Origin of the sequence: Streptomyces sp. NPDC007971 (assembly GCF_042958635.1) — a bacterium.
GTDB lineage: Bacteria > Actinomycetota > Actinomycetes > Streptomycetales > Streptomycetaceae > Streptomyces.
The window spans coordinates 24,256-41,889 of record NZ_JBIBJK010000036.1 but is presented as its reverse complement, the minus strand read 5'-3'; the positions used below and the strand labels follow the sequence as shown (position 1 = coordinate 41,889).

Sequence of the window (17,634 nt, the reverse complement as noted above, 5' to 3'; positions counted from 1 at the left end):
CAGAGGCGTGGGCATGAGGGAATTTCGAACCACGATAGGTGACACAGACGCTACACGCCCACACACCGCGTCACCATAGGAAATGATCACGCCGCACAGCAAGCGTGCGTGCGATGCCCGCCGAGGCCGACGGGCACGCTCATCTCATGCTGCTGCCGTGGGGTTCGCTGATTCGGCGGCGCGGCGATATTCGGCGTTGATGCGCTGGGCTTCCTCGAGCTGGTCTTCGAGGACGACGATCCGGCAGGCGGCCTCGATGGGCGTCCCGTGGTCGACGAGTTCCCGGGCGCGGGCGGCGATGCGCAGCTGGTAGCGGGAGTAGCGGCGGTGGCCGCCCGCGGAGCGCAGTGGGGTGATGAGGCGGGCTTCGCCGATGGCGCGGAGGAAGCCCTGCGTGGTGCCGAGCATCTCGGCGGCCCGGCCCATGGTGTAGGCGGGGTAATCGTCGTCATCGAGACGGCCGAACGTGTCGTCTGCTGTCATTGCACCTCTCTGTGGAACGCGTCGAGGGGCCCTGGCGCCGTACTGGCACCAGGGCCCCGAAGGAACTACTACACCATCTGCCGGCCCTCATACTGCACCGGCCCTCTGTTTCCGCAGACCCGACCGAAATGCTGCCGGGAGCGCGGGGATCGCGGTTGCTTGACCGGAGACCACCTCACTATCGATGTCCTGCGGTACCCGGGTCCTGGACTTCCGCCCGGGCGATCCTGATGGCGCTCGGCTCCTCCGTTCTTCCCTCTTGATCAACTACTCACTGTCGCCTCGGACAGCACCACTCTTCGGCAGCCAGCCCCGTCGCCCGTCCTGCGTCTGCTCTGGCTTGGAACCCCACCGCCGAACCTCCCGGTGCGCGCGCCCGCAGCCGACGCCTTCACCGAGGTACTGCTCACTGACTTCACTGCTGGGTACTGCGAACTTTCCCTGATGGTTCTACTCATGGCGGCCCCTGATCACTACGGGCCACCCGGTCCGGTCGTCAGTCCCGTCGCCGTCCTGCAACCGCTGGCTTCGGAACTCCACCACCGCACCGTCCTGCGAACTGCAACTGCGGTACTGCTGCCCGGCAGTTCATCTCTGCCGGGCTCGTTCGATCTCGGCTACGAGAAAAACCATAACTACACCGCCACCCAATGTCTACTCCGGCTGGCATAGATTTCCCCACGCTCGAAGACGAGGTAATCCGCCTCGACCGGTCCATGGGTGGCTCAAGCAGCTCCGGGGCCCAGTACGGCGTTCACAGTGACCCACCGCCGCGCAGCACGTCGGGCTGAGCGTGACGTCGCCGACTGCGCTGCGGCTGCCGTCGGCGGGCACCGGCCAACAGCGCGTCTTGCGAAGAACACCACGCTGAGCGACGGCCAGGGGAACTGGCTGCACGCAGTGTGGGGCCCCCCCGCGGACCGGGGGGGGCCCCACAGCGGGGGAGATGTGGGGGCGGGGCGGTTTTCCCCGGGCCACCCGGACGGGGGGGGCGCGGCAGGCGGGGGCGGGGGGCAGCGGGGCCGGGGTGCCCCGCCCACCCGCGCGTGTGGCGACCCCCCCCCCGCGGCGCGCGGGCGGGGGGACGGGGGGGCCCGCTGGGGGGGCCCCCCGGGCGCCCGGGGGGGCCCCACACTGCTGGTCAGATGTCGGCTCGTGCCTGTTGACCCGGTCAGACCGTCACGGGGGTGCCGAGCATCGCGGAGGCGTGCTGCAGCGAGCCGGGGATGCCCCGAGGGGCGGCCTTGGGGAGGGCGCGGCAGGTGAAGCCGAGCTGAGTCATGGCCCGCAGGACTTCGGTGGCGCTGAAGTCACGGCGGTCCTGGCGGGTGATGACTTGGCCGACTTGCTTGACGGGGTAGTGGCGACGGCCGATGATCACCGATTCTCCGGTGACCGGTTCGGGCTTGATGCCCTTCATCGATTCCAGAACTCCGCCCTTGGTGAGCTCGAAGGGGAAGCGGGCGATGACGCAGCGCATGTGGCCTCACAGGGAGAAGGGAAGAATGGTCCGACCAGGGGGGGAGGAGTTTCGGCGGGAGAGGGCGGGAATGCCCGGGGCGCTGCCGTGCTCGGCTACGACTCGCAGAGCACCGAGCCGATGGGAGCGCATCGCGTGCTCGGCTTCGCCATCGTGGTCATAGGTGGGGTGAACGATCCGTGGAAGCCGCGGATGTCGCGCAGGCGGACGCGGTCCGTGCGAGCGCCGCTGTCGCGGACGGTGGTGAGGTCGGTTCGGGTCACCAGGCCGATGGGCTGATCGTCCTGGTCGCAGACGACCAGTCGGCCCGTGCGTGCGGCGGCCATGAGGGCCAGCGCCACCTCGACGCTCATGTCGTCACAGACCTGCGGTCCGGCCGCGTCCATGACCTCCACCGCCGTCCTGTGCACGGGATGGGCGTCCGCCGTGCGGGGCTGCATCTGAATCAGCGTCAAAATGTGCCTCCTGCCGAGATGGGTCAACTTCCTGATCACGAAGGTCCTGGCTACGCCACTGTGTCGAGGACGGCCCGGCGTACGGGGGCGCGCCGGGTCGCCGAGGAAGGGCGCCGCCGGCCTCGGGAGGAAGTGCTGCGCTTGGGGCGTTCGACCACCGGTACGGTGATGACGACCGGGATGCCGGACGGGGCCTGGGCTCCGGTGATCCGGCTCAGGGCCTCGTCTCCCGAACGGATCTGGGTGGTCTGCGGCCGGATTCCGGCGTCCGACATGAGGCGGACCATGCCTCGGCGCTGGTTCGGTGTGACGAGCGTGACGACACTGCCGGACTCGCCGGCGCGGGCGGTCCGGCCTCCGCGGTGCAGGTAGTCCTTGTGGTCGGTCGGCGGATCGACGTTGACGACCAGGTCGAGGTTGTCGACGTGGATGCCGCGCGCCGCGACATTGGTCGCCACCAGCACGGTGACGTGCCCCGTCTTGAACTGCGCCAGCGTGCGGGTGCGCTGCGGCTGCGACTTGCCGCCGTGCAGCGCCGCGGCCCGTACTCCGCTGTTGAGCAGATCCTGGGTCAGCCGGTCGACGGCGTGCTTGGTGTCCAGGAACATGATCACGCGGCCGTCGCGGGCGGCGATCTCGGTCGTGGCGGCGTGCTTGTCGGCGCCATGGACGTGCAGGACGTGGTGCTCCATCGTCGTGACCGCACCGGCCGACGGGTCGACCGAATGCACGACGGGGTCGGTCAGATAGCGGCGTACCAGCAGGTCGACGTTACGGTCCAAGGTGGCGGAGAACAGCATCCGCTGCCCCTCCGGACGCACCTGGTCGAGCAGCGCGGTGACCTGCGGCATGAAACCCATGTCGGCCATCTGGTCAGCCTCGTCCAGCACCGTGACATCCACGTGGTTCAGCCTGCAGTCGCCGCGGTCGATGAGGTCCTTGAGCCGTCCGGGCGTCGCGACGACGACCTCGGCCCCGCCGCGCAGCGCGCCGGCCTGCCGGCCGATCGACATCCCGCCCACCACCGTGGCCAGCCGCAGCCTGACGGAACGGGCGTACGGCGTGAGCGCGTCGGTCACCTGCTGCGCCAATTCACGCGTCGGTACGAGGATCAGCCCCAGCGGCTGGCGGGGCTCAGCACGCCGTCCAGCGGTACGGGCGAGCAGGGCGAGGCCGAAGGCGAGGGTCTTGCCGGAACCGGTGCGCCCGCGGCCCAGGACGTCACGGCCCGCCAGGGAGTTCGGCAGCGTCGCTCCCTGGATCGGGAACGGAACGGTCACGCCCTGCTTGCCGAGTTCGGCCAGGAGCTGCTCGGGCATGCCGAGATCGGCGAACGCCTCGACGGCGGGGAGCGCGGGGGTGATCGTCCTGGGCAGCGCGAACTCACCGCGCACCCCGGCGGGCCGGCGGCCGTAACCGGCAGAACGGGCCGGCCCGCCGGAAGGGTGCGGTGCCTGCGTCGCGAAGCGGCTGGCGCCCTTTCCGGCGTCGGCACTGCCCTTACGGGCGCGGGCGGAGCGGTCGTTCGTGCGTGTGCGGTTCATGCGGAACCTTCCTCGATGCGGCACATATCAAGGAATTCCCGCTGCGATGAGCGGCATGGAGAATTACAAGTATGGACCGATGACAAAAGAAAGCAGATCTGGCCGACGGAAATCTCCGGGGCACAGGCGCTGACGGGGGACGCAATGGGAGCCTTGAGATCCGGGCGTCGACTGCGGTGCGGCCTTTCAGGATGCGTCTGCACGCCTGAAGGAGGAGTCGCTCGTGTTGAGACTGCGGATTCCTCCGCGTAGTCCCGCGGGTGAAACCAACGCGGGAGACGCGTGCAGCTGGGGCCCGCACCCCGAAGGATGCGGGCCCCAGCTACAGATTGTGCGTGAGCGTCAGGCGAGAACGATGTTCTCGGCCGTCGGGCCCTTCTGGCCCTGCGCGATGTCGAAGGTGACCTTCTGGCCTTCGAGCAGCTCACGGAAGCCCTGCGCGGCAATGTTCGAGTAGTGGGCGAACACGTCAGCGCCGCCACCGTCCTGCTCGATGAAGCCGAAGCCCTTTTCCGCGTTGAACCACTTCACGGTACCAGCAGCCATGTCATATCTCCTTGGGGCAGTACATCGGAGTCCGCACTGCGCGAACGCCGCGTCGCCGCGATGATTGCCCCGCCGGAAATGACCGGAAATACAGAAGCACTCCCAACCGACAGAACCGGATGGGGCACCTGAAGTTTCGGGAACCACAACTGCAACTGAGATCGACAGTAGCACACCGGAACGGCCCGTGCACATAATGTAATTCCGCTCTACTCGGTGCGACAAGAACTCTCACTACGCGGTCCGTCAAAGCCTCACTTCGCGAGCACAGATATTGATCCCCTTGGAGTGCTACGTTTCAGGAAGAGCGGTCTCACGAAGTGCAACCCCGGCCCCCAAAGAGCGACGACGTACGCGGCTGTCCGTAAGACGCCTTCGAAAAGCGTCCAGCGGCTCCTGCACGCCGGCCACCCCGCAGGCGAAGCCGGTGTTCCGCCAACCGGCACACCGCGTCCTTCCGAAGGAATGCGAAACTCGAATTCGGGACGGTCCCATGCGATGCAGCGCGGCGTTGGCCTGCCGGTCGCCGCCGCGGTTGAGACGGCGGAACTGCCGGCGCCCCGGGGAACGCTCGACAGGGCTGACACCGCACAGCGCGGCGAACGACGCCTCGTTGTCCAGCCGTTCCGGGTTGTCCCCCACCGTGACCAGCAACGTGAGCGCCGTGTCCGGACCGATCCCCACCACGTCGAGCAGCTGCGGGGCATACCCCCTGGGCCAGCAGATGGCGGGACAATGACGCTCCTTATGAGCCGGTCCCCTCACCCCGGCCCGCCTCACGGTTCCCCACTTCCTGGCGCGCTTCAGCAGATCGCGGTAGCCGGCCGCGGTGGCCGGGCACTCATCGGTGGCAAGGACTGGCCCCGACACGGAGAGCACCGCAGCCACGTGAACATCCCCGGCCAACGGCCGACACCGTGTGATCGAGACACTTCGGTCAGAGAAATCATGAGTCAGACCCCTGCCCCGGGACAGCACCCGCCCATCCTCCCGCCCCCGATCTCGCTACCACTCAGGAACCGCGGGACATGCTCAATCCCCCTCACGCAACACCCCGAACCTGATCCCGGCCGAGCACAACGGCACACGAAGGCGAGCGGCGCGATCAATGGTCGCCGGCGGCAAGAGCGGCGACCTGGGCGCCGAGCACCGGGCCACAGGTGCAGCGAATTCCGGGCGTGATCAGCTGGAACACAAGATGGACTGTTCGGACCAGATGGTCTTGTGGTTCTGGCCATGGCGGCAGCCCCAGCGCTCGGCGAGGTGGGCGACGAGGAACAGGCCGCGTCCGCCCTCGTCGGTGGTGCGAGCGCGGCGCAGGCGGGGTTGGGTGCCGCTGGAGTCGGTGACCTCGCAGACCAGAACGTTGTGGCGGATCAGTCGCAGCTCCGCCGGCGGACGACCGTAGCGGATCGCGTTGGTGACCAGTTCGCTGACGATGAGTTCGGTGGGGAAGAGGAGGTCGTCCAACCCCCATGCGGTGAGTTGGCGGGTCGCCCATGCCCGGGCGTCCGAGACAGCGGCCGGATCGGCCGGTATCTGCCAGTGCGCGGTGTCCTTGGCCGGTACGGCGCGGGTGCGGGCCAGCAGCAGGGTCGCGTCGTCACGTGGTGCTTCGCCCACCAGATCATCCAGGAGGGCCCTGCCGGTCTCGTCCAGGGCGCGGTCCGGGCGGCAGGACGTGGTGAGCGCGTCGGTCAGCCGGCGGAGCCCGTCGTCGATGTCGTGCGCGCGTCGGTGGACCAGGCCGTCGGTGTAGAGCGCGAGGACGCTGCCCGGCTCCAGGTCGATCACCGTGGTCTCGTACGGCATGCCGCAGACGGCGAGGGGTGGCCCCGGGAGAAGGCCGACGGCTTCGGCGGTCCCGTCGGGCCGGACGAGCACGGGCGGCGGGTGTCCGGCACTGGCCATGGCGCAGCGTCGGGCGACCGGGTCGTAGACCGCGTAGAGGCAGGTGGCGCCCATGACGTCGTGGCTGCCGGGTGGTGCTTCCGCGGCGAGGCGCTGGACCAGGTCGGCGATGCGGGTGAGCAACTCGTCCGGTTCCAGTTCGAGGTCGGCGAGCGTCTGAATGGCGGCGCGCAACCGGCCCATGGTGGCGCTTGCGGGTATGCCCTGGCCGATCACGTCTCCGGCGACGAGGGCCAGCCTGAGAGAGGGCAGGGCGATGGCGTCGTACCAGTCGCCGCCGGTGCCCGCTCCGCGGCCGGTGGGCAGGTAGACGCCGGCGGTCTCGGCTGCCGGGGTGTCGGTCATGGCCGGAGGAAGGAGGCTCTGTTGCAGGGCCATGGCCGCTCTGTGCTCGCGCGCGTGGCGGCGGGCGTTGTCGATGGCGAGCGCACCTCGTGAGGCGATCTGCCTCATGAGACCCACCTCGTCCTCGGTGAACGGTCCGGACAGGCCGGTGCGCCAGAGCGCGATCGCGCCGAGGGTGAGGCCGCGGGCGTGCAGCGGTGCCACCATCACCGCGTCCGTGTCCTGCGGGAGGAGCTGCTCGACCAGCTGCGGGCCGCCGATCAGGGCGATGAAGTCGTCCCGGCCGTAGACGACCGTTTCACCGCGCTGGAAGCGGCGCAGGAGCGGGTGGTCGGACAGGGGTGGGACGATGTTGCCGGCCTTGATACCGGGCGGCCAGACCGTTGTGGCCGGCGCCAGGGCGGCGTTGCGCAGATGCAGATCCCCGCCGCCCAGCCGTTCGGCGGGTTCTTCACCGTCGAAGACGGCCTGCGCGAGGTCGACTGCGGCGCGGTCCCCGAAGGCCGGTACCAGGACGTCCGCGAGATCCTGCGCGGTCCGCGCGACATCCAGGGAGCCTCCCACGCGCTCGGCAACCTCGCGGGCGAGATCCAGCTGCCGGCGGGCACGTAGTTGTTCGGTGTCGTCCATGTACAGAGCGGCGACCCCCGTGGGGTGGCCTCGCGCGTCCTCCAGACGGAAGGCGGACAGCGACAGCGCGTGCCGCCGCACCGGATGGTGCCGCCAGCTCACGTGCTGATTCCTGCCGAGCACCGAAATGCCCGTTCGAAGGACCTGGCGCAGTACCGCCTCGATGCTCTCGGCGTCCTGGTCGCACAGCACGTCGCCCAGCCGGGTGCCCGGCTGCACGGGACGGCCGTCGAGCGGGTCCGGCATGGCGTTCGTCTGCACGGTGGTCAGATCCGTGTCGTGCAGAGCGATCGTGATCCGGTTCTGCGCGGACAGTGCGCGCAGGAGCGCTGCCCCGTGCTGGTGGTCGACGAGGTGAGGGGTGGGGGCCGCGAGCACGAGGAAGTCCGCCGAGCCGCTCACCCGTGTGGTCCGGAAGGTGACGTCGATCGTGTCGCCGCACCGGTGCCGCAGGCGTACCCGGCCGGTCGCCGGCAATCGTGTGGCCCTGCGCAGGTCGTGCGGGAGGTCGACCACCAGCTTCTGCACGGAGCGGCCGTGGACCTCGTCGGCGCGGAACCCGGTCAGGTCCTGTGCTGTCCCGGTCCACCCCACCACCGCGCCCCGCTGGTCGAGCACGGCGGCGGCCAGGCCGTCGAAGGCGTACGGCCTGCCTCCGGGACCGGCGCCGGAGACCCTCGTCACTGCTTGGGAGGCGCCTGGCGAGTCGGGGTTTTCAGCATTCGATGTGTCCATGTGTCTGGCTTCCATCACGAGAGCCCGCGGCTGCGGGAGAGGGAATCCGGTGGCGGCTGTCGGCCACCGGCGTCAGAGGGCGACGGCTGCGGAGGGCAGGTCCTGTTCGGCCCAGACGACCTTGCCGTCCGCTGCGCAGCGGGAACCCCACCTGCGCGACAGCCGAGCGACGAGGTAGAGGCCGCGGCCGTGCTCGTCGAGAGGGCGGGGATGGCGGGGGCGCGGTTGGCCGGTGTTGGTGTCGGAGACTTCACACGTCAGCACGCGGTGCTGGATGAGCCGTAGGCGGCTCGGGCCATTTCCGTGCCGGATCGCGTTGGTGACCAGTTCACTGACGATCGACTCCACGGGCGTCACCAGCGGCTCCAGACCCCATTGCCTGAGCTGACGGGCTGCCAGGTGCCGGGCTGTCGGGACGGTGACGAGTTCGTCAGGAAGGTCCCAGGAGGCGACCTGGGCGGGTCGCAGTGCGCGAGTCCGCGCAAGGAGCAAGGTGACGTCGTCGGCCGGTGCCTGGGTCGGCAAGGTCTCCATCGCCCGCGAGCACAGGTCTTCCAGGGATGCACCCGGCTGGGCCAGGGCGGCGCCCAGGCGCCGCAGGCCGACGTCGATGTCCTCGTCGCGGGATTCGACCAGGCCGTCGGAGTAGAAGGCGAGGACACTCCCTTCGGGCAGGTCCAGTTCCACGGACTCGAAGGGCACCAGGCCGAGACCGAGGCCGAGCGGTGCTCCGGCGGGCAGGTCGGGGATGGTGACCCTGCCCTGCGCGTCGACGATCAGGGGCGGCGGATGCCCGGCCCGCGCCATCGTGCACCGTCGGGTGACGGGGTCGTAGACGGCGTACAGGCAGGTGGCACCCACCACCGCGGGGACCTCGTCGGAGTCGTCGGCGTCTTCGTCGTTCAGTCGCCGGACCGTGTCGTCGAGGTGCGCCAGCAGTTCGTCCGGGGGCAGGTCGAGGTCCGCGAGGGTGCGCACGGCGGTGCGCAGCCTGCCCATGGTCGCCGCGGCGTTGATGCCGTGTCCCACCACATCGCCGACGACCAGGGCCACCCGGGCGCCGGACAGCTCGATCACGTCGAACCAGTCGCCCCCCACACCGTGGTCCAGGTCGGCCGGCACATAGCGCGAGGCGACCTCGACGGCGGCACCGCCCTGCACACGGTGCGGGAGCAGGTCGCGTTGCAGCGTGAGGGCGGCGGTGCGCTCGCGCGCGTACTGGAGCGCGTTGTCCAGGCAGAGCGCGGCCCGGGTGACCAGTTCCTCGGCGAGGAGGAGGTCGTCCTCCTGGAACGGTGCCTGTTCCATGGAACGGCCGAACAGCGCCAGTCCCAGCACGCAGCGCCGCGCACGAATGGGTACGACCATCAAGGAGTGGACGCCGCTGTCGCGTACCTTCTGCGCCCGCACCGGGTCGTGGTCGACCCAGGGGCCGGCATGGGTGTCCAGCACCGGCTCCAGGTACGAGCGGCCCGTGCGCATGGCGGCGGAGAACAGCGAGTCCGGGTGGGCGTGGACCACCTCTTCACGCACCCACGGCAACTCCAGGACGCCCAGGTCGACGGAGGCCAGACCGGCACGGCGCAGCAGCGGCGGGCGGCCACTCGTCGTGCCGGTCCGTGCCGACGGCTCGACGCCGAACGGAACCGACTCCACGAGATCGACGAGGGCGTGGTCGGCCAGCAGGGGCACGGCGAGCTCTGCCAGCTCCTGCCCGGTCCGCATCACGTCGAGGGTGCTCCCGATGTGCGTGCCGGCCTCGCTGAGGATGGCGAGGCGCTCCCGCGCCCGCCGGTTCCCGGTGACGTCCACGGTCATGGAGCACACGCCCACCGGCGTGCCGTCCGCGCCCTGGAGACAGAAGAACGAGGCTGCGAAGGCGTGCTCACGGGGCCGGTCCGCGGGCGGCCACGCACGGTACTCGTGCACCGTCGTCGTGCCGCTCTGCAGCACCTGCCGCATCACCACCTCGAGCGCCTCGGCCTCGACGGCGGGCAGTGAGTCCTTCAGACCGCGTCCAAAGCGCCGGTGAAGGGGGACGCCGTCGTGACGCTCCATGGCGTCGTTGACCCATACACAGCGCAGCTGCGGGTCATAGACGGCGATGCCGATCGGGGCTCGGGCAAGGAGTGACTCCCGCACCGGTTCCCCGGTCGCCCCCGAGGACAGGGAACCTATGTCCGTCACGGACACCAGCCACCGGATGCCGGCGTCCCGCCCCCGCAGCAGCGAGACCCGCAGGGTCATCCTGAGCGTTTGGCCGTCGCGGTGGCGTATCGCTGCGGTGCCTGACCAGCCGCCGTGCGCACGGCACTGCTCGGAGAACTCCGAAGCCCTTCGTTCGCTGTCGGGGGGCGCCAGGACGTGTGCGGCGGAGCGGCCCACCACCTCCCCGGCCGAGTAACCGACGAGTTGCTGAGCGGCATGCGTCCACCCCACGACGATGCCCTCGGCATCGAGCATCGCGATCGCGGCGTCGGGCATCTCGCGGGGCTCGCCTGCCCGGGCGAGGAGGGTGTGGTCGGGGGTTTGGTCAGTGTTGGTCATCGCGGTCGTCCCATCGGGGCGGAAGTGAGAGCGTCGGCACTTGGCGCGACGGCCCTGTGTGCAGCCGGGGTGAACGGCGATGTCCTGGTGAGCGGCACACGGTGCGGTATGTGTCGTAGTTGAGCAATATGTCCATTTCTGATGGAATAATCAGATGTAATCGCCCGTACGTCAAGTCCCTCACAGGTGATCGGATCATCAGGCGCGTTCGCTGGGCTCATTACTCGGCGCCCTCATCCCGCCGGAGCGGGACGAGGGCGCCGTGGCCACGCGGCCTCACAGTTGGACAGGCAGGTGGCGGGGGCCGCGGAGCATGGCGTTCTGCCGGTACGGGGGCGGGTCCTCGACCAGGCTGGCCCCGCCGAGGTGGGGAAGCAGCGCGCCGAGCGCGGCCTGCGCCTCGATGCGGGCCAGGGGTCCTCCGTAGCAGAGGTGGATGCCGCTGCCGAAGCCGAGGTGCTGGTTGTCCGGGCGGGTGGGGTCGAACCGGTCGGGCTCGTCGAACCGCATGGGATCGCGGTTGCCCGACGCCAGCGCCAGAATGACGGACGCGTGCTGCGGGATCTCGGTGCCGGCGACGTCGATGTCGGCGTGCGGGACGCGCCCGCGCATGTGGACCGGGGGCTCGTAGCGCAGCAGTTCCTCCACCGCGCGCGGCAGCAGTTCGGGTTCGCGTCGCAGCCGGTCCAGCTGCTCGGGATGGCGCAACAGGGTGAGCGAGCCGTTGGTGATCAGGTCGCCCGTCGTCTCGTGCCCGGCGATGAGCAACAGCACGGCGGTTTCCGCGAGTTCCTCCTGAGTGAGACGCAGGGCAGGGTCCGGTTCGTTGACGAAGGCGGAGAGCATGTCGTCGCCCGGATCACCACGCCGCTGCTCGGCGAGGTTCACCAGGTACCCGCCCATTTCCGTCCGCGCCTGGTCGCCGGCCTTGTCCTCCTCGGCGGAGTCGCCCTCGGGCCTGACGTCGGCGGCCGCGACCAGCGCGTCGGACCAGGCCCGGAACAGTGGTTCGTCCTCGCGCGGCACGCCGAGCAGCCGGCAGATCACCGTGACGGGCAGCGGGTAGGCGAAGTCGTCGACGATGTCGATCTGCCGGCCCGCCTCGAAGGGCTCCAGCAGTTCCTCGGTGATCCGGTCGATCTCGCCGCGCATGGAGTCGACCCGGCGGGGGCTGCGTGGGGGCCCGAAGGGCCGCATGGCCAGCGTGCGCAGCCTGTGGCGCTCGGGGTCGTCGAGCCGGAGGAAGGGCGGCTTGTGGGCCACTTCCCCCCGGGTGCGGGGATCGGCGCTCATCCGCGGATCGTGGAGCAGAGCGGCGATCTCGTGGTAGGTGCCGATCAGGTAGCTGCCGTCTGCCTGCTGTACCACGGGACCGGCCTCGCGGAGTTCCGCGTACAGGGGGTAGGGGTTGGGGCGGCTGGCGTAGTCGGTGATCCGTGCCAGCAACGTGGCGGAGTCCATGACGGCTCCTCGTGATGGGACAGGACGTGGGCTACACCACCGTCAGCCGACGGTCGGGAAGGTAACCGGTGAGCGCGACGGTCGGGCCGTGGGACAGCACCGACGGATCCGGCACATCGGAGGGGATCGTGACGTCGGCCGCGATCGCCCGGTCGGCCGCGCCGGGCGGCGGCGGGAACGGCACGGCCGTCTCGATCAGGTGCCGGTAGTAGTCGAGCGACTTGGCCATGTCGACGGTGACCGCGGCGGTGACCCGGCCCTGGTAGCCGTAAACCATCGCCAGGCGGCGCGCCTCCAGGGATCCCTGGGCGATGACCACGTGGTCGGAGTAGGTGGGTACGCCCACGGACTTGATGTTGAGTCCGACCGCTGTCCCGCCCCCCTCGATTTCCAGCATGGGCCGGGGCCCGCACGTCGCAGCTGCGGAACGGAAACACCGGCGCACCGAGGGGACGGAGATGCCCAACTCGCACGTGACGGACGGAAGTTGTCGTCACTCGCGCACGCCGGCCACCCAGTGGCCTTCGTCACCTCGACATTTCCATACAACGTATGGCAATAATGGGAGGGCGATTCCATACAACGTATGGAACTGCTCGCCCGGACCACATCAGGCGCCGCACATCGCCTGACCGAAACCGCCGTTGGCGCAGACCACGCCACCGGGAAGGAAAGATCATGAAGAAGCTCACGAAGCGCATCGCCGTCACTGTCTCCTCCGTGGCGGTCGCGACTGTCGCCGTCCTCGGTACCGCGAGCGCCGCCTCGGCCGCGCCCCTTGCGTCCACGCACGTCCAGCGCCCGGCCGTCGGGGCCGAGGCCACTGATGACGGCTGGGACCACGGTGTCGGCTACCTGCTCGAGCAGGGCTACTCCTGCGACGAGACCCGCGGCTGGCACCAGGACCCGCGCGCCACCGATTCGACCCGGCACGACTGCGACGGTCTCTTCTACCGCGATGGTCACTTCTACCGCGATGGTCACTTCTACCGCGATGGTCACTTCTACCGCGGTCGGGGGTCGGCGGCCCCGACCCCCGGATGAGTGAGCGCCGCGTCACTCATCGTGCGATGCGCCGGTGCCATCCGGCGCCCGCGACCTGCTGTACCGCCTCCGCCCACGCCGCCTCTTCGCGGCCGGCCGGACGTCAGCCGCCGCCAAGCCACGCCCAGGAGCAGAAGTCGATGAAGAAGTCCTTGAAGACTGTGGAGCGGCGGGTGACCGTGCAGCTGGTCGTCTCGCGTGCCTGCTCACTGCCCCTTCGCGTACGTCTTCGGTATGAGCCCACCGACCCCTATGTCGTCCATGCCGTCTTCTTCGCCGACGGTGACGAGCCGGTCGAATGGGTGCTGGGGCGGGATCTTCTGGCTGATGGTCTGGAGGGTTCCGCAGGCTACGCGGACGTCCGGATCTGGTCGGCCGCGGGGCGGGGTGACCAGTCGATGTTCATCGCCCTCGGGTCCTCCGCAGGCACCGCCTTGCTCGAGGTCCCCGTGCGGGACATCACGTCCTTCCTGCAGTACACGGAGGCCCTGGTGCCCCGAGGTACCGAGTCCGGACACATCGACTGGGACGCCGAACTGGCCCGCCTCCTCTCCCCGGGCTGACCGCCGGCCATCCATGCCCAGAAGAAAAGGAACCAGTGTCATGCCCCAGTACCAGCTCCGCGTCTACACCCTGCGCAGCCCCGACGCGCTCTCCGCCTACGAGAAGATCTGGGCCAAGCACATTCCCGGCATGGCCAAGCACCGGATCACCACCCACGGCGTCTGGGCGGTGCCCGCGGCGCCCAGAAGCGAGACTCCTCAGCTGTACGCCCTCGTTTCCTACAGGGACACCGACGACGTACAGGAGCGGCTGGAGGCGTACCTGTCGAGTCCCGAATTCCGCGCGGACATGGAGGGCTTCGACATCAGCCAGATCGTCGGCCTCGACGAGACCCTGCCTGCTGACGCCCACCGCGTACTCACCCTTGCGCTGACCCCGATACGACGCCTCCTGCGGAAGCTGAGACCCTACGGGCTCCGCTCTCGGCGCTTCCGCTGCGACGACTCCCGCCCCGCGATTCCGCGTCGACGAAGGAGCGGCTTCGTCGCCGGCTTGTGGTTGAGTGCCGCGAGGGCGACCGTTGATGCGCACGAACCCGGGCTTCCAGGGACCGCCCCGGCTCGCGCACCGGTGCGGGGACGACTCGAGGTCCGGATCCCGAGCAGGGGCCAGGGCTCGGATCGATGGTCAGGAGCGGACGGGACCGGCGGTTGCGGCCCCCGGCGCGGGCACGTTGCCGGGAGCCGCCGACGGCACGGGCGCCCTAAGGGGCGCCGCGGACATTGGGGTGGTCAGGTGGACTGGGGGCGGCCGAAGAGCAGGTCGTAGCCCACAGGGAGCTGGAGCAGGATCTGCCGCATCAGGTCCTCGCCGACCGCGTCGGCGACCGTGCTGAGGACGGCACTGACGTCCCAGGCCGCGGTCTGGTCGGTCGCTCCCTCGATCCAGGCCGCAGTCGCGCGCACGAACCGCTCGGGTGAGAGGGGTTCGGCGCTCTGCAGCGGGTTGAGCAGGACAAGGGCGAAGCCTTCCGGCAGGCGCGCCGCCAGCTGTGCACGCACCTCGCCGACCAGGTGCGCGCCCAGCAGCGCGAGCACCACGCGGGCCGCGCGTTCTGCTTCCTGCCGGCTGCCGTACTCGCCGCGTTCCGTCACCTGGTCGAGGAACGCTTCCCGTCGCAGGCCCACGTCGACCGCCGCCCTTCTTCGGCTCCTGTGGTGCGGAGGACGGGTGAGGGGGAGCTCAGGTGCCCGTCCTCCGCCGCTGCTCTACCTGCATCGCCCGGCTCAGCCGGAGATCTCCCTGCGGTCGGATCCCCCGCCGATGGCGATCTTGCGGGGCTTGGCGCGTTCGGCGATCGGGATGCGCAGGGTGAGCACCCCGGCGTCGTAGTCGGCCTTGATGCGCTCGGTGTCGAGCGTGTCGGCGAGCACGATCTGCCGGGAGAAGACGCCTAGCGGCCGCTCGGACAGTTCCATCTGGACGTCGTCGGCCTTCGCCACGGGCCGGCGCTCGGCCTTGACGGTCAGCATGTTGCGTTCGACGTCGATGTCGATCGCCTCCGCGCTGACGCCGGGGAGGTCGAAGGCCACGACGTATTCGTCGCCCTCGCGGTAGGCGTCCATCGCCATCGCGGACGGCCGTGACCAGGTGCCCGTGTTCATCAGCTGCTGAGCCAGCCGGTCGAGCTCACGGAAGGGGTCGGTGCGCATCAACATGGTGAAACACCTCCAGAAGGTTCGGGCAGTTGCTGCCAGTGCGCCTCACTGAAACCGTTGTAACATGTCATCCAATGGATGACAAACATGGTGTCGTCAGAAGGATGACAACCACCCGAGGGAGGTGCTCATGACAGCAGCCGACCAGCCGGTCTCCTCCAGTCCCGACTCCCAGAACCCGGCTTCGTTCCTCGCCGCAGCCGCGGCCCTGCACGCCATAGACGACACCCTGCGCGCCGCCCAGCACGAGGCTCCCGACGTCCTCGATACGCCCGACATCGGCCCGGAGCAGGCCCTGGCCTCCCTCCTGCTGCTGAGGCAGGTTCGCGAGCAGCTCGCCGACTGGGAAACCGGCCTGATCGAAACCGCCCGCCACGCAGGCGCCAGCTGGGCCGACCTCGCCCGCCCCCTCGGCGTCGCCAGCCGCCAGGCCGCCGAACGCCGCTACCTGCGCAACCGACCCGGCCCCGCCGGAACCACCGGCGAACAACGCGTCCAGGCCACCCGCGAACGCCGCGCCGCCGACCGCACCCTCGCCACCTGGGCCCGTGACAACGCCGCCGATCTGCGCCGCATCGCCGGCCAGATCACCGCCCTCACCGACCTCCCCACCGTCGCCCGCCACCCGCTCAGCCAGCTCCACGCGGCCCTCGCCCATGACGATCCCGCCGCACTCATCCACCCCCTGAACGCCACCCGCCCCCACCTGACAACCACCCACCCCGACCTCGCCACCCAACTCGACGCCCTCACGAACTCCGCCACGGCCACAACCGCCGCTCCCGACTGACCGATACACAGCGCGGACGCACGAAGGCGGACCGCACCCCGTAACAGGCCCCCGGCGAGCCGGCCGGGGCACGCCATTCCTGGAGATCAATCTCAATCATCCGCGGTTGATCCTTCGGTCGCCATCACCGCGGGAGGCGGACGTGAAGGGTTTTCCCCGTCCGGGGCCGGGAGTGAGGTTCACCTCGCGGGCCAGGAGGCGGACCATGGGCCATCCGAGCCGCCGGCGCAGCCGTTGAGGTCAGGGGCGCGTTCCCTGGGGCGTACGTGTTGGGATCACTCACAGCGACGTGCACCGCATCGGCAGCGGCACCAAGACTGAGGGGGTAGCGGCTGCCGTCGTGGCGCAGGGCGTTGGTGGCGAGCTCGGAGACCACAAGAGCGAGCGCGTCCGCCGTTTCCGGGGCCCGGAGCCGGATCCGGCTTCGACGAACGCCTGGACGGCAGTACGGGGCACGAGCGACGTCGGAGGTACTGCCGCTCTCCACCCAGACAGGGGCGCGACGGACCTCCGGGGATGTCGTCCCCGTGTGGGACATGCGCTACCACCCCACCCGGACCGGTTGCGCCGCCTGGCTCAGCGTGTGGCCCGCCAAGCTGGGAGACAGCCCTGTCGCATCACCCTTTCGTGCATATCCGACATAGAACTCCACCGGCCCGCCATGAAGAAAATCTGTCGCGGCAGAAGTAGACCTTGCCCCGTCACGGAGTTACTGTGTTGTCGTACCCAGGAAGTCGAAGTGGGCACGGCAGACATGAACTGCCGTGCAAGCAGGTCAAGCAGGACGCGGCCCACAACGGCCGTGAGCAGTACCCGCGGTACCCCAGCAGTACAACCGAGTAACCGAAAGTAAGGAGCAGAACGCCATCAGGATCGCCCGGGCGAGGAAGCAGTCCGCCCGGGTACCGCAGGCCCCGGATTGGAAGGTGGTCCCCGGTCACGCATCCGCGATCCCCGCAGCCCCGTCCTCCCAGGCGGAACCTGCGGTCACAGAAGGCCGGCGCAGTTGGCCGGTAGATGGTGTTGCAAGCTCGGGGCCCGGGTGCCAGCACGGCACCCGGGCCCCCCGACGCGTCCCCGGAAGAAGAGGTCTATGCCCCCTGCCAGTCCCCGTCTCGCCGACAACCTCGACGACGACGACTACCCCGCCTACACCATGGGCCGGGCCGCCGAGATGCTCGGCACCACCCCCGCCTTCCTCCGCGCCCTCGGCGAACACCGCCTGATCACCCCACTGCGCTCCGAAGGCGGCCACCGCCGCTACTCCCGCTACCAGCTACGCATCGCCGCCCGCGCCCGCGAACTCGTCGATCAGGGCACCCCCATAGAGTCCGCCTGCCGCATCGTCATCCTCGAAGACCAGCTCGAAGAAGCCCAGCGCATCAACGAGCAACTGCGCACCCAGGGCGGGGCGCAGCCGAAGACCTCGGCCTGATCAGGA

Annotated in this window: 14 protein-coding genes and 3 pseudogenes; 5 read left to right on the top strand and 12 right to left on the bottom strand. The window is 69.7% G+C overall.

What is annotated here, in order from left to right; all coding sequences use genetic code 11:
• Positions 1 to 144: 144 nt before the first annotated feature.
• The 10 genes and pseudogenes from ACFZCP_RS43465 to ACFZCP_RS43420 all read right to left on the bottom strand — a co-directional run.
• On the bottom strand, positions 145 to 483 hold the full coding sequence (locus ACFZCP_RS43465) for a MerR family transcriptional regulator (protein ID WP_391442289.1): 339 nt from the start codon (positions 481 to 483) through the stop codon (positions 145 to 147).
• Positions 484 to 1,654: 1,171 nt separating this feature from the next.
• Positions 1,655 to 1,963, bottom strand: coding sequence for an SCO5918 family protein (locus ACFZCP_RS43460; RefSeq protein WP_391442288.1), 309 nt, complete (start codon positions 1,961 to 1,963; stop codon positions 1,655 to 1,657).
• A 6-nt stretch (positions 1,964 to 1,969) separates the two neighbouring features.
• Positions 1,970 to 2,418: pseudogene (locus ACFZCP_RS43455) on the bottom strand (CBS domain-containing protein).
• A gap of 50 nt (positions 2,419 to 2,468) precedes the next feature.
• A complete protein-coding gene (locus ACFZCP_RS43450) occupies positions 2,469 to 3,962 on the bottom strand; it encodes a DEAD/DEAH box helicase (protein WP_391442287.1) in 1,494 nt (497 codons plus the stop codon).
• 342 nt (positions 3,963 to 4,304) lie between these two features.
• Entirely contained in the window at positions 4,305 to 4,508 is a 204-nt protein-coding gene (locus tag ACFZCP_RS43445) for a cold-shock protein (RefSeq protein ID WP_014145516.1), read from the bottom strand.
• A gap of 471 nt (positions 4,509 to 4,979) precedes the next feature.
• Positions 4,980 to 5,213 (bottom strand): annotated as a pseudogene (locus ACFZCP_RS43440) (transposase); the annotation flags it as partial.
• 477 nt (positions 5,214 to 5,690) lie between these two features.
• Positions 5,691 to 8,078 carry a SpoIIE family protein phosphatase gene (locus ACFZCP_RS43435; protein ID WP_391442286.1) on the bottom strand — a complete coding sequence of 796 codons (2,388 nt, stop codon included), beginning with the start codon at positions 8,076 to 8,078 and terminating at the stop codon, positions 5,691 to 5,693.
• Positions 8,079 to 8,201: 123 nt separating this feature from the next.
• Entirely contained in the window at positions 8,202 to 10,676 is a 2,475-nt protein-coding gene (locus ACFZCP_RS43430; RefSeq protein WP_391442285.1) for a SpoIIE family protein phosphatase, read from the bottom strand.
• Positions 10,677 to 10,952: 276 nt separating this feature from the next.
• A complete protein-coding gene (locus tag ACFZCP_RS43425; RefSeq protein ID WP_391442284.1) occupies positions 10,953 to 12,137 on the bottom strand; it encodes a cytochrome P450 in 1,185 nt (394 codons plus the stop codon).
• Between the two features lie 31 nt (positions 12,138 to 12,168).
• Positions 12,169 to 12,501 (bottom strand): annotated as a pseudogene (locus ACFZCP_RS43420) (oxidoreductase C-terminal domain-containing protein); the annotation flags it as partial.
• A 314-nt stretch (positions 12,502 to 12,815) separates the two neighbouring features.
• Between ACFZCP_RS43420 and ACFZCP_RS43415 the strand changes: the two are divergent.
• The 3 genes from ACFZCP_RS43415 to ACFZCP_RS43405 all read left to right on the top strand — a co-directional run bounded on the left by ACFZCP_RS43415 (position 12,816) and on the right by ACFZCP_RS43405 (position 14,513).
• The gene (locus tag ACFZCP_RS43415; RefSeq protein ID WP_391442283.1) at positions 12,816 to 13,181 is read left to right on the top strand and encodes a hypothetical protein; all 366 of its coding nucleotides are present in this window, start codon (positions 12,816 to 12,818) and stop codon (positions 13,179 to 13,181) included.
• Between the two features lie 140 nt (positions 13,182 to 13,321).
• Positions 13,322 to 13,744, top strand: a complete 423-nt coding sequence (locus tag ACFZCP_RS43410) for an SsgA family sporulation/cell division regulator (protein WP_391442282.1) — start codon at positions 13,322 to 13,324, stop codon at positions 13,742 to 13,744.
• Positions 13,745 to 13,757: 13 nt separating this feature from the next.
• Positions 13,758 to 14,513 (top strand): NIPSNAP family protein, encoded by a 756-nt coding sequence (locus ACFZCP_RS43405; RefSeq protein ID WP_391442281.1) that lies wholly within the window; start codon positions 13,758 to 13,760, stop codon positions 14,511 to 14,513.
• Here ACFZCP_RS43405 and ACFZCP_RS43400 read toward each other — a convergent pair.
• Both ACFZCP_RS43400 and ACFZCP_RS43395 read right to left on the bottom strand, forming a co-directional pair.
• The gene (locus tag ACFZCP_RS43400; protein ID WP_391442280.1) at positions 14,477 to 14,872 is read right to left on the bottom strand and encodes a DUF2267 domain-containing protein; all 396 of its coding nucleotides are present in this window, start codon (positions 14,870 to 14,872) and stop codon (positions 14,477 to 14,479) included. The genes ACFZCP_RS43405 and ACFZCP_RS43400 overlap by 37 nt on opposite strands.
• Positions 14,873 to 14,971: 99 nt before the next feature.
• Positions 14,972 to 15,403, bottom strand: a complete 432-nt coding sequence (locus ACFZCP_RS43395) for an Hsp20 family protein (protein ID WP_391442279.1) — start codon at positions 15,401 to 15,403, stop codon at positions 14,972 to 14,974.
• A 130-nt stretch (positions 15,404 to 15,533) separates the two neighbouring features.
• Here ACFZCP_RS43395 and ACFZCP_RS43390 point away from each other — a divergent pair, with 130 nt between their 5' ends.
• Together ACFZCP_RS43390 and ACFZCP_RS43385 are read left to right on the top strand one after the other, a co-directional pair.
• Positions 15,534 to 16,193, top strand: coding sequence for a type III effector protein (locus ACFZCP_RS43390; protein WP_391442278.1), 660 nt, complete (start codon positions 15,534 to 15,536; stop codon positions 16,191 to 16,193).
• A 1,093-nt stretch (positions 16,194 to 17,286) separates the two neighbouring features.
• On the top strand, positions 17,287 to 17,628 hold the full coding sequence (locus ACFZCP_RS43385) for a MerR family transcriptional regulator (RefSeq protein WP_391442277.1): 342 nt from the start codon (positions 17,287 to 17,289) through the stop codon (positions 17,626 to 17,628).
• Positions 17,629 to 17,634: the final 6 nt, after the last annotated feature.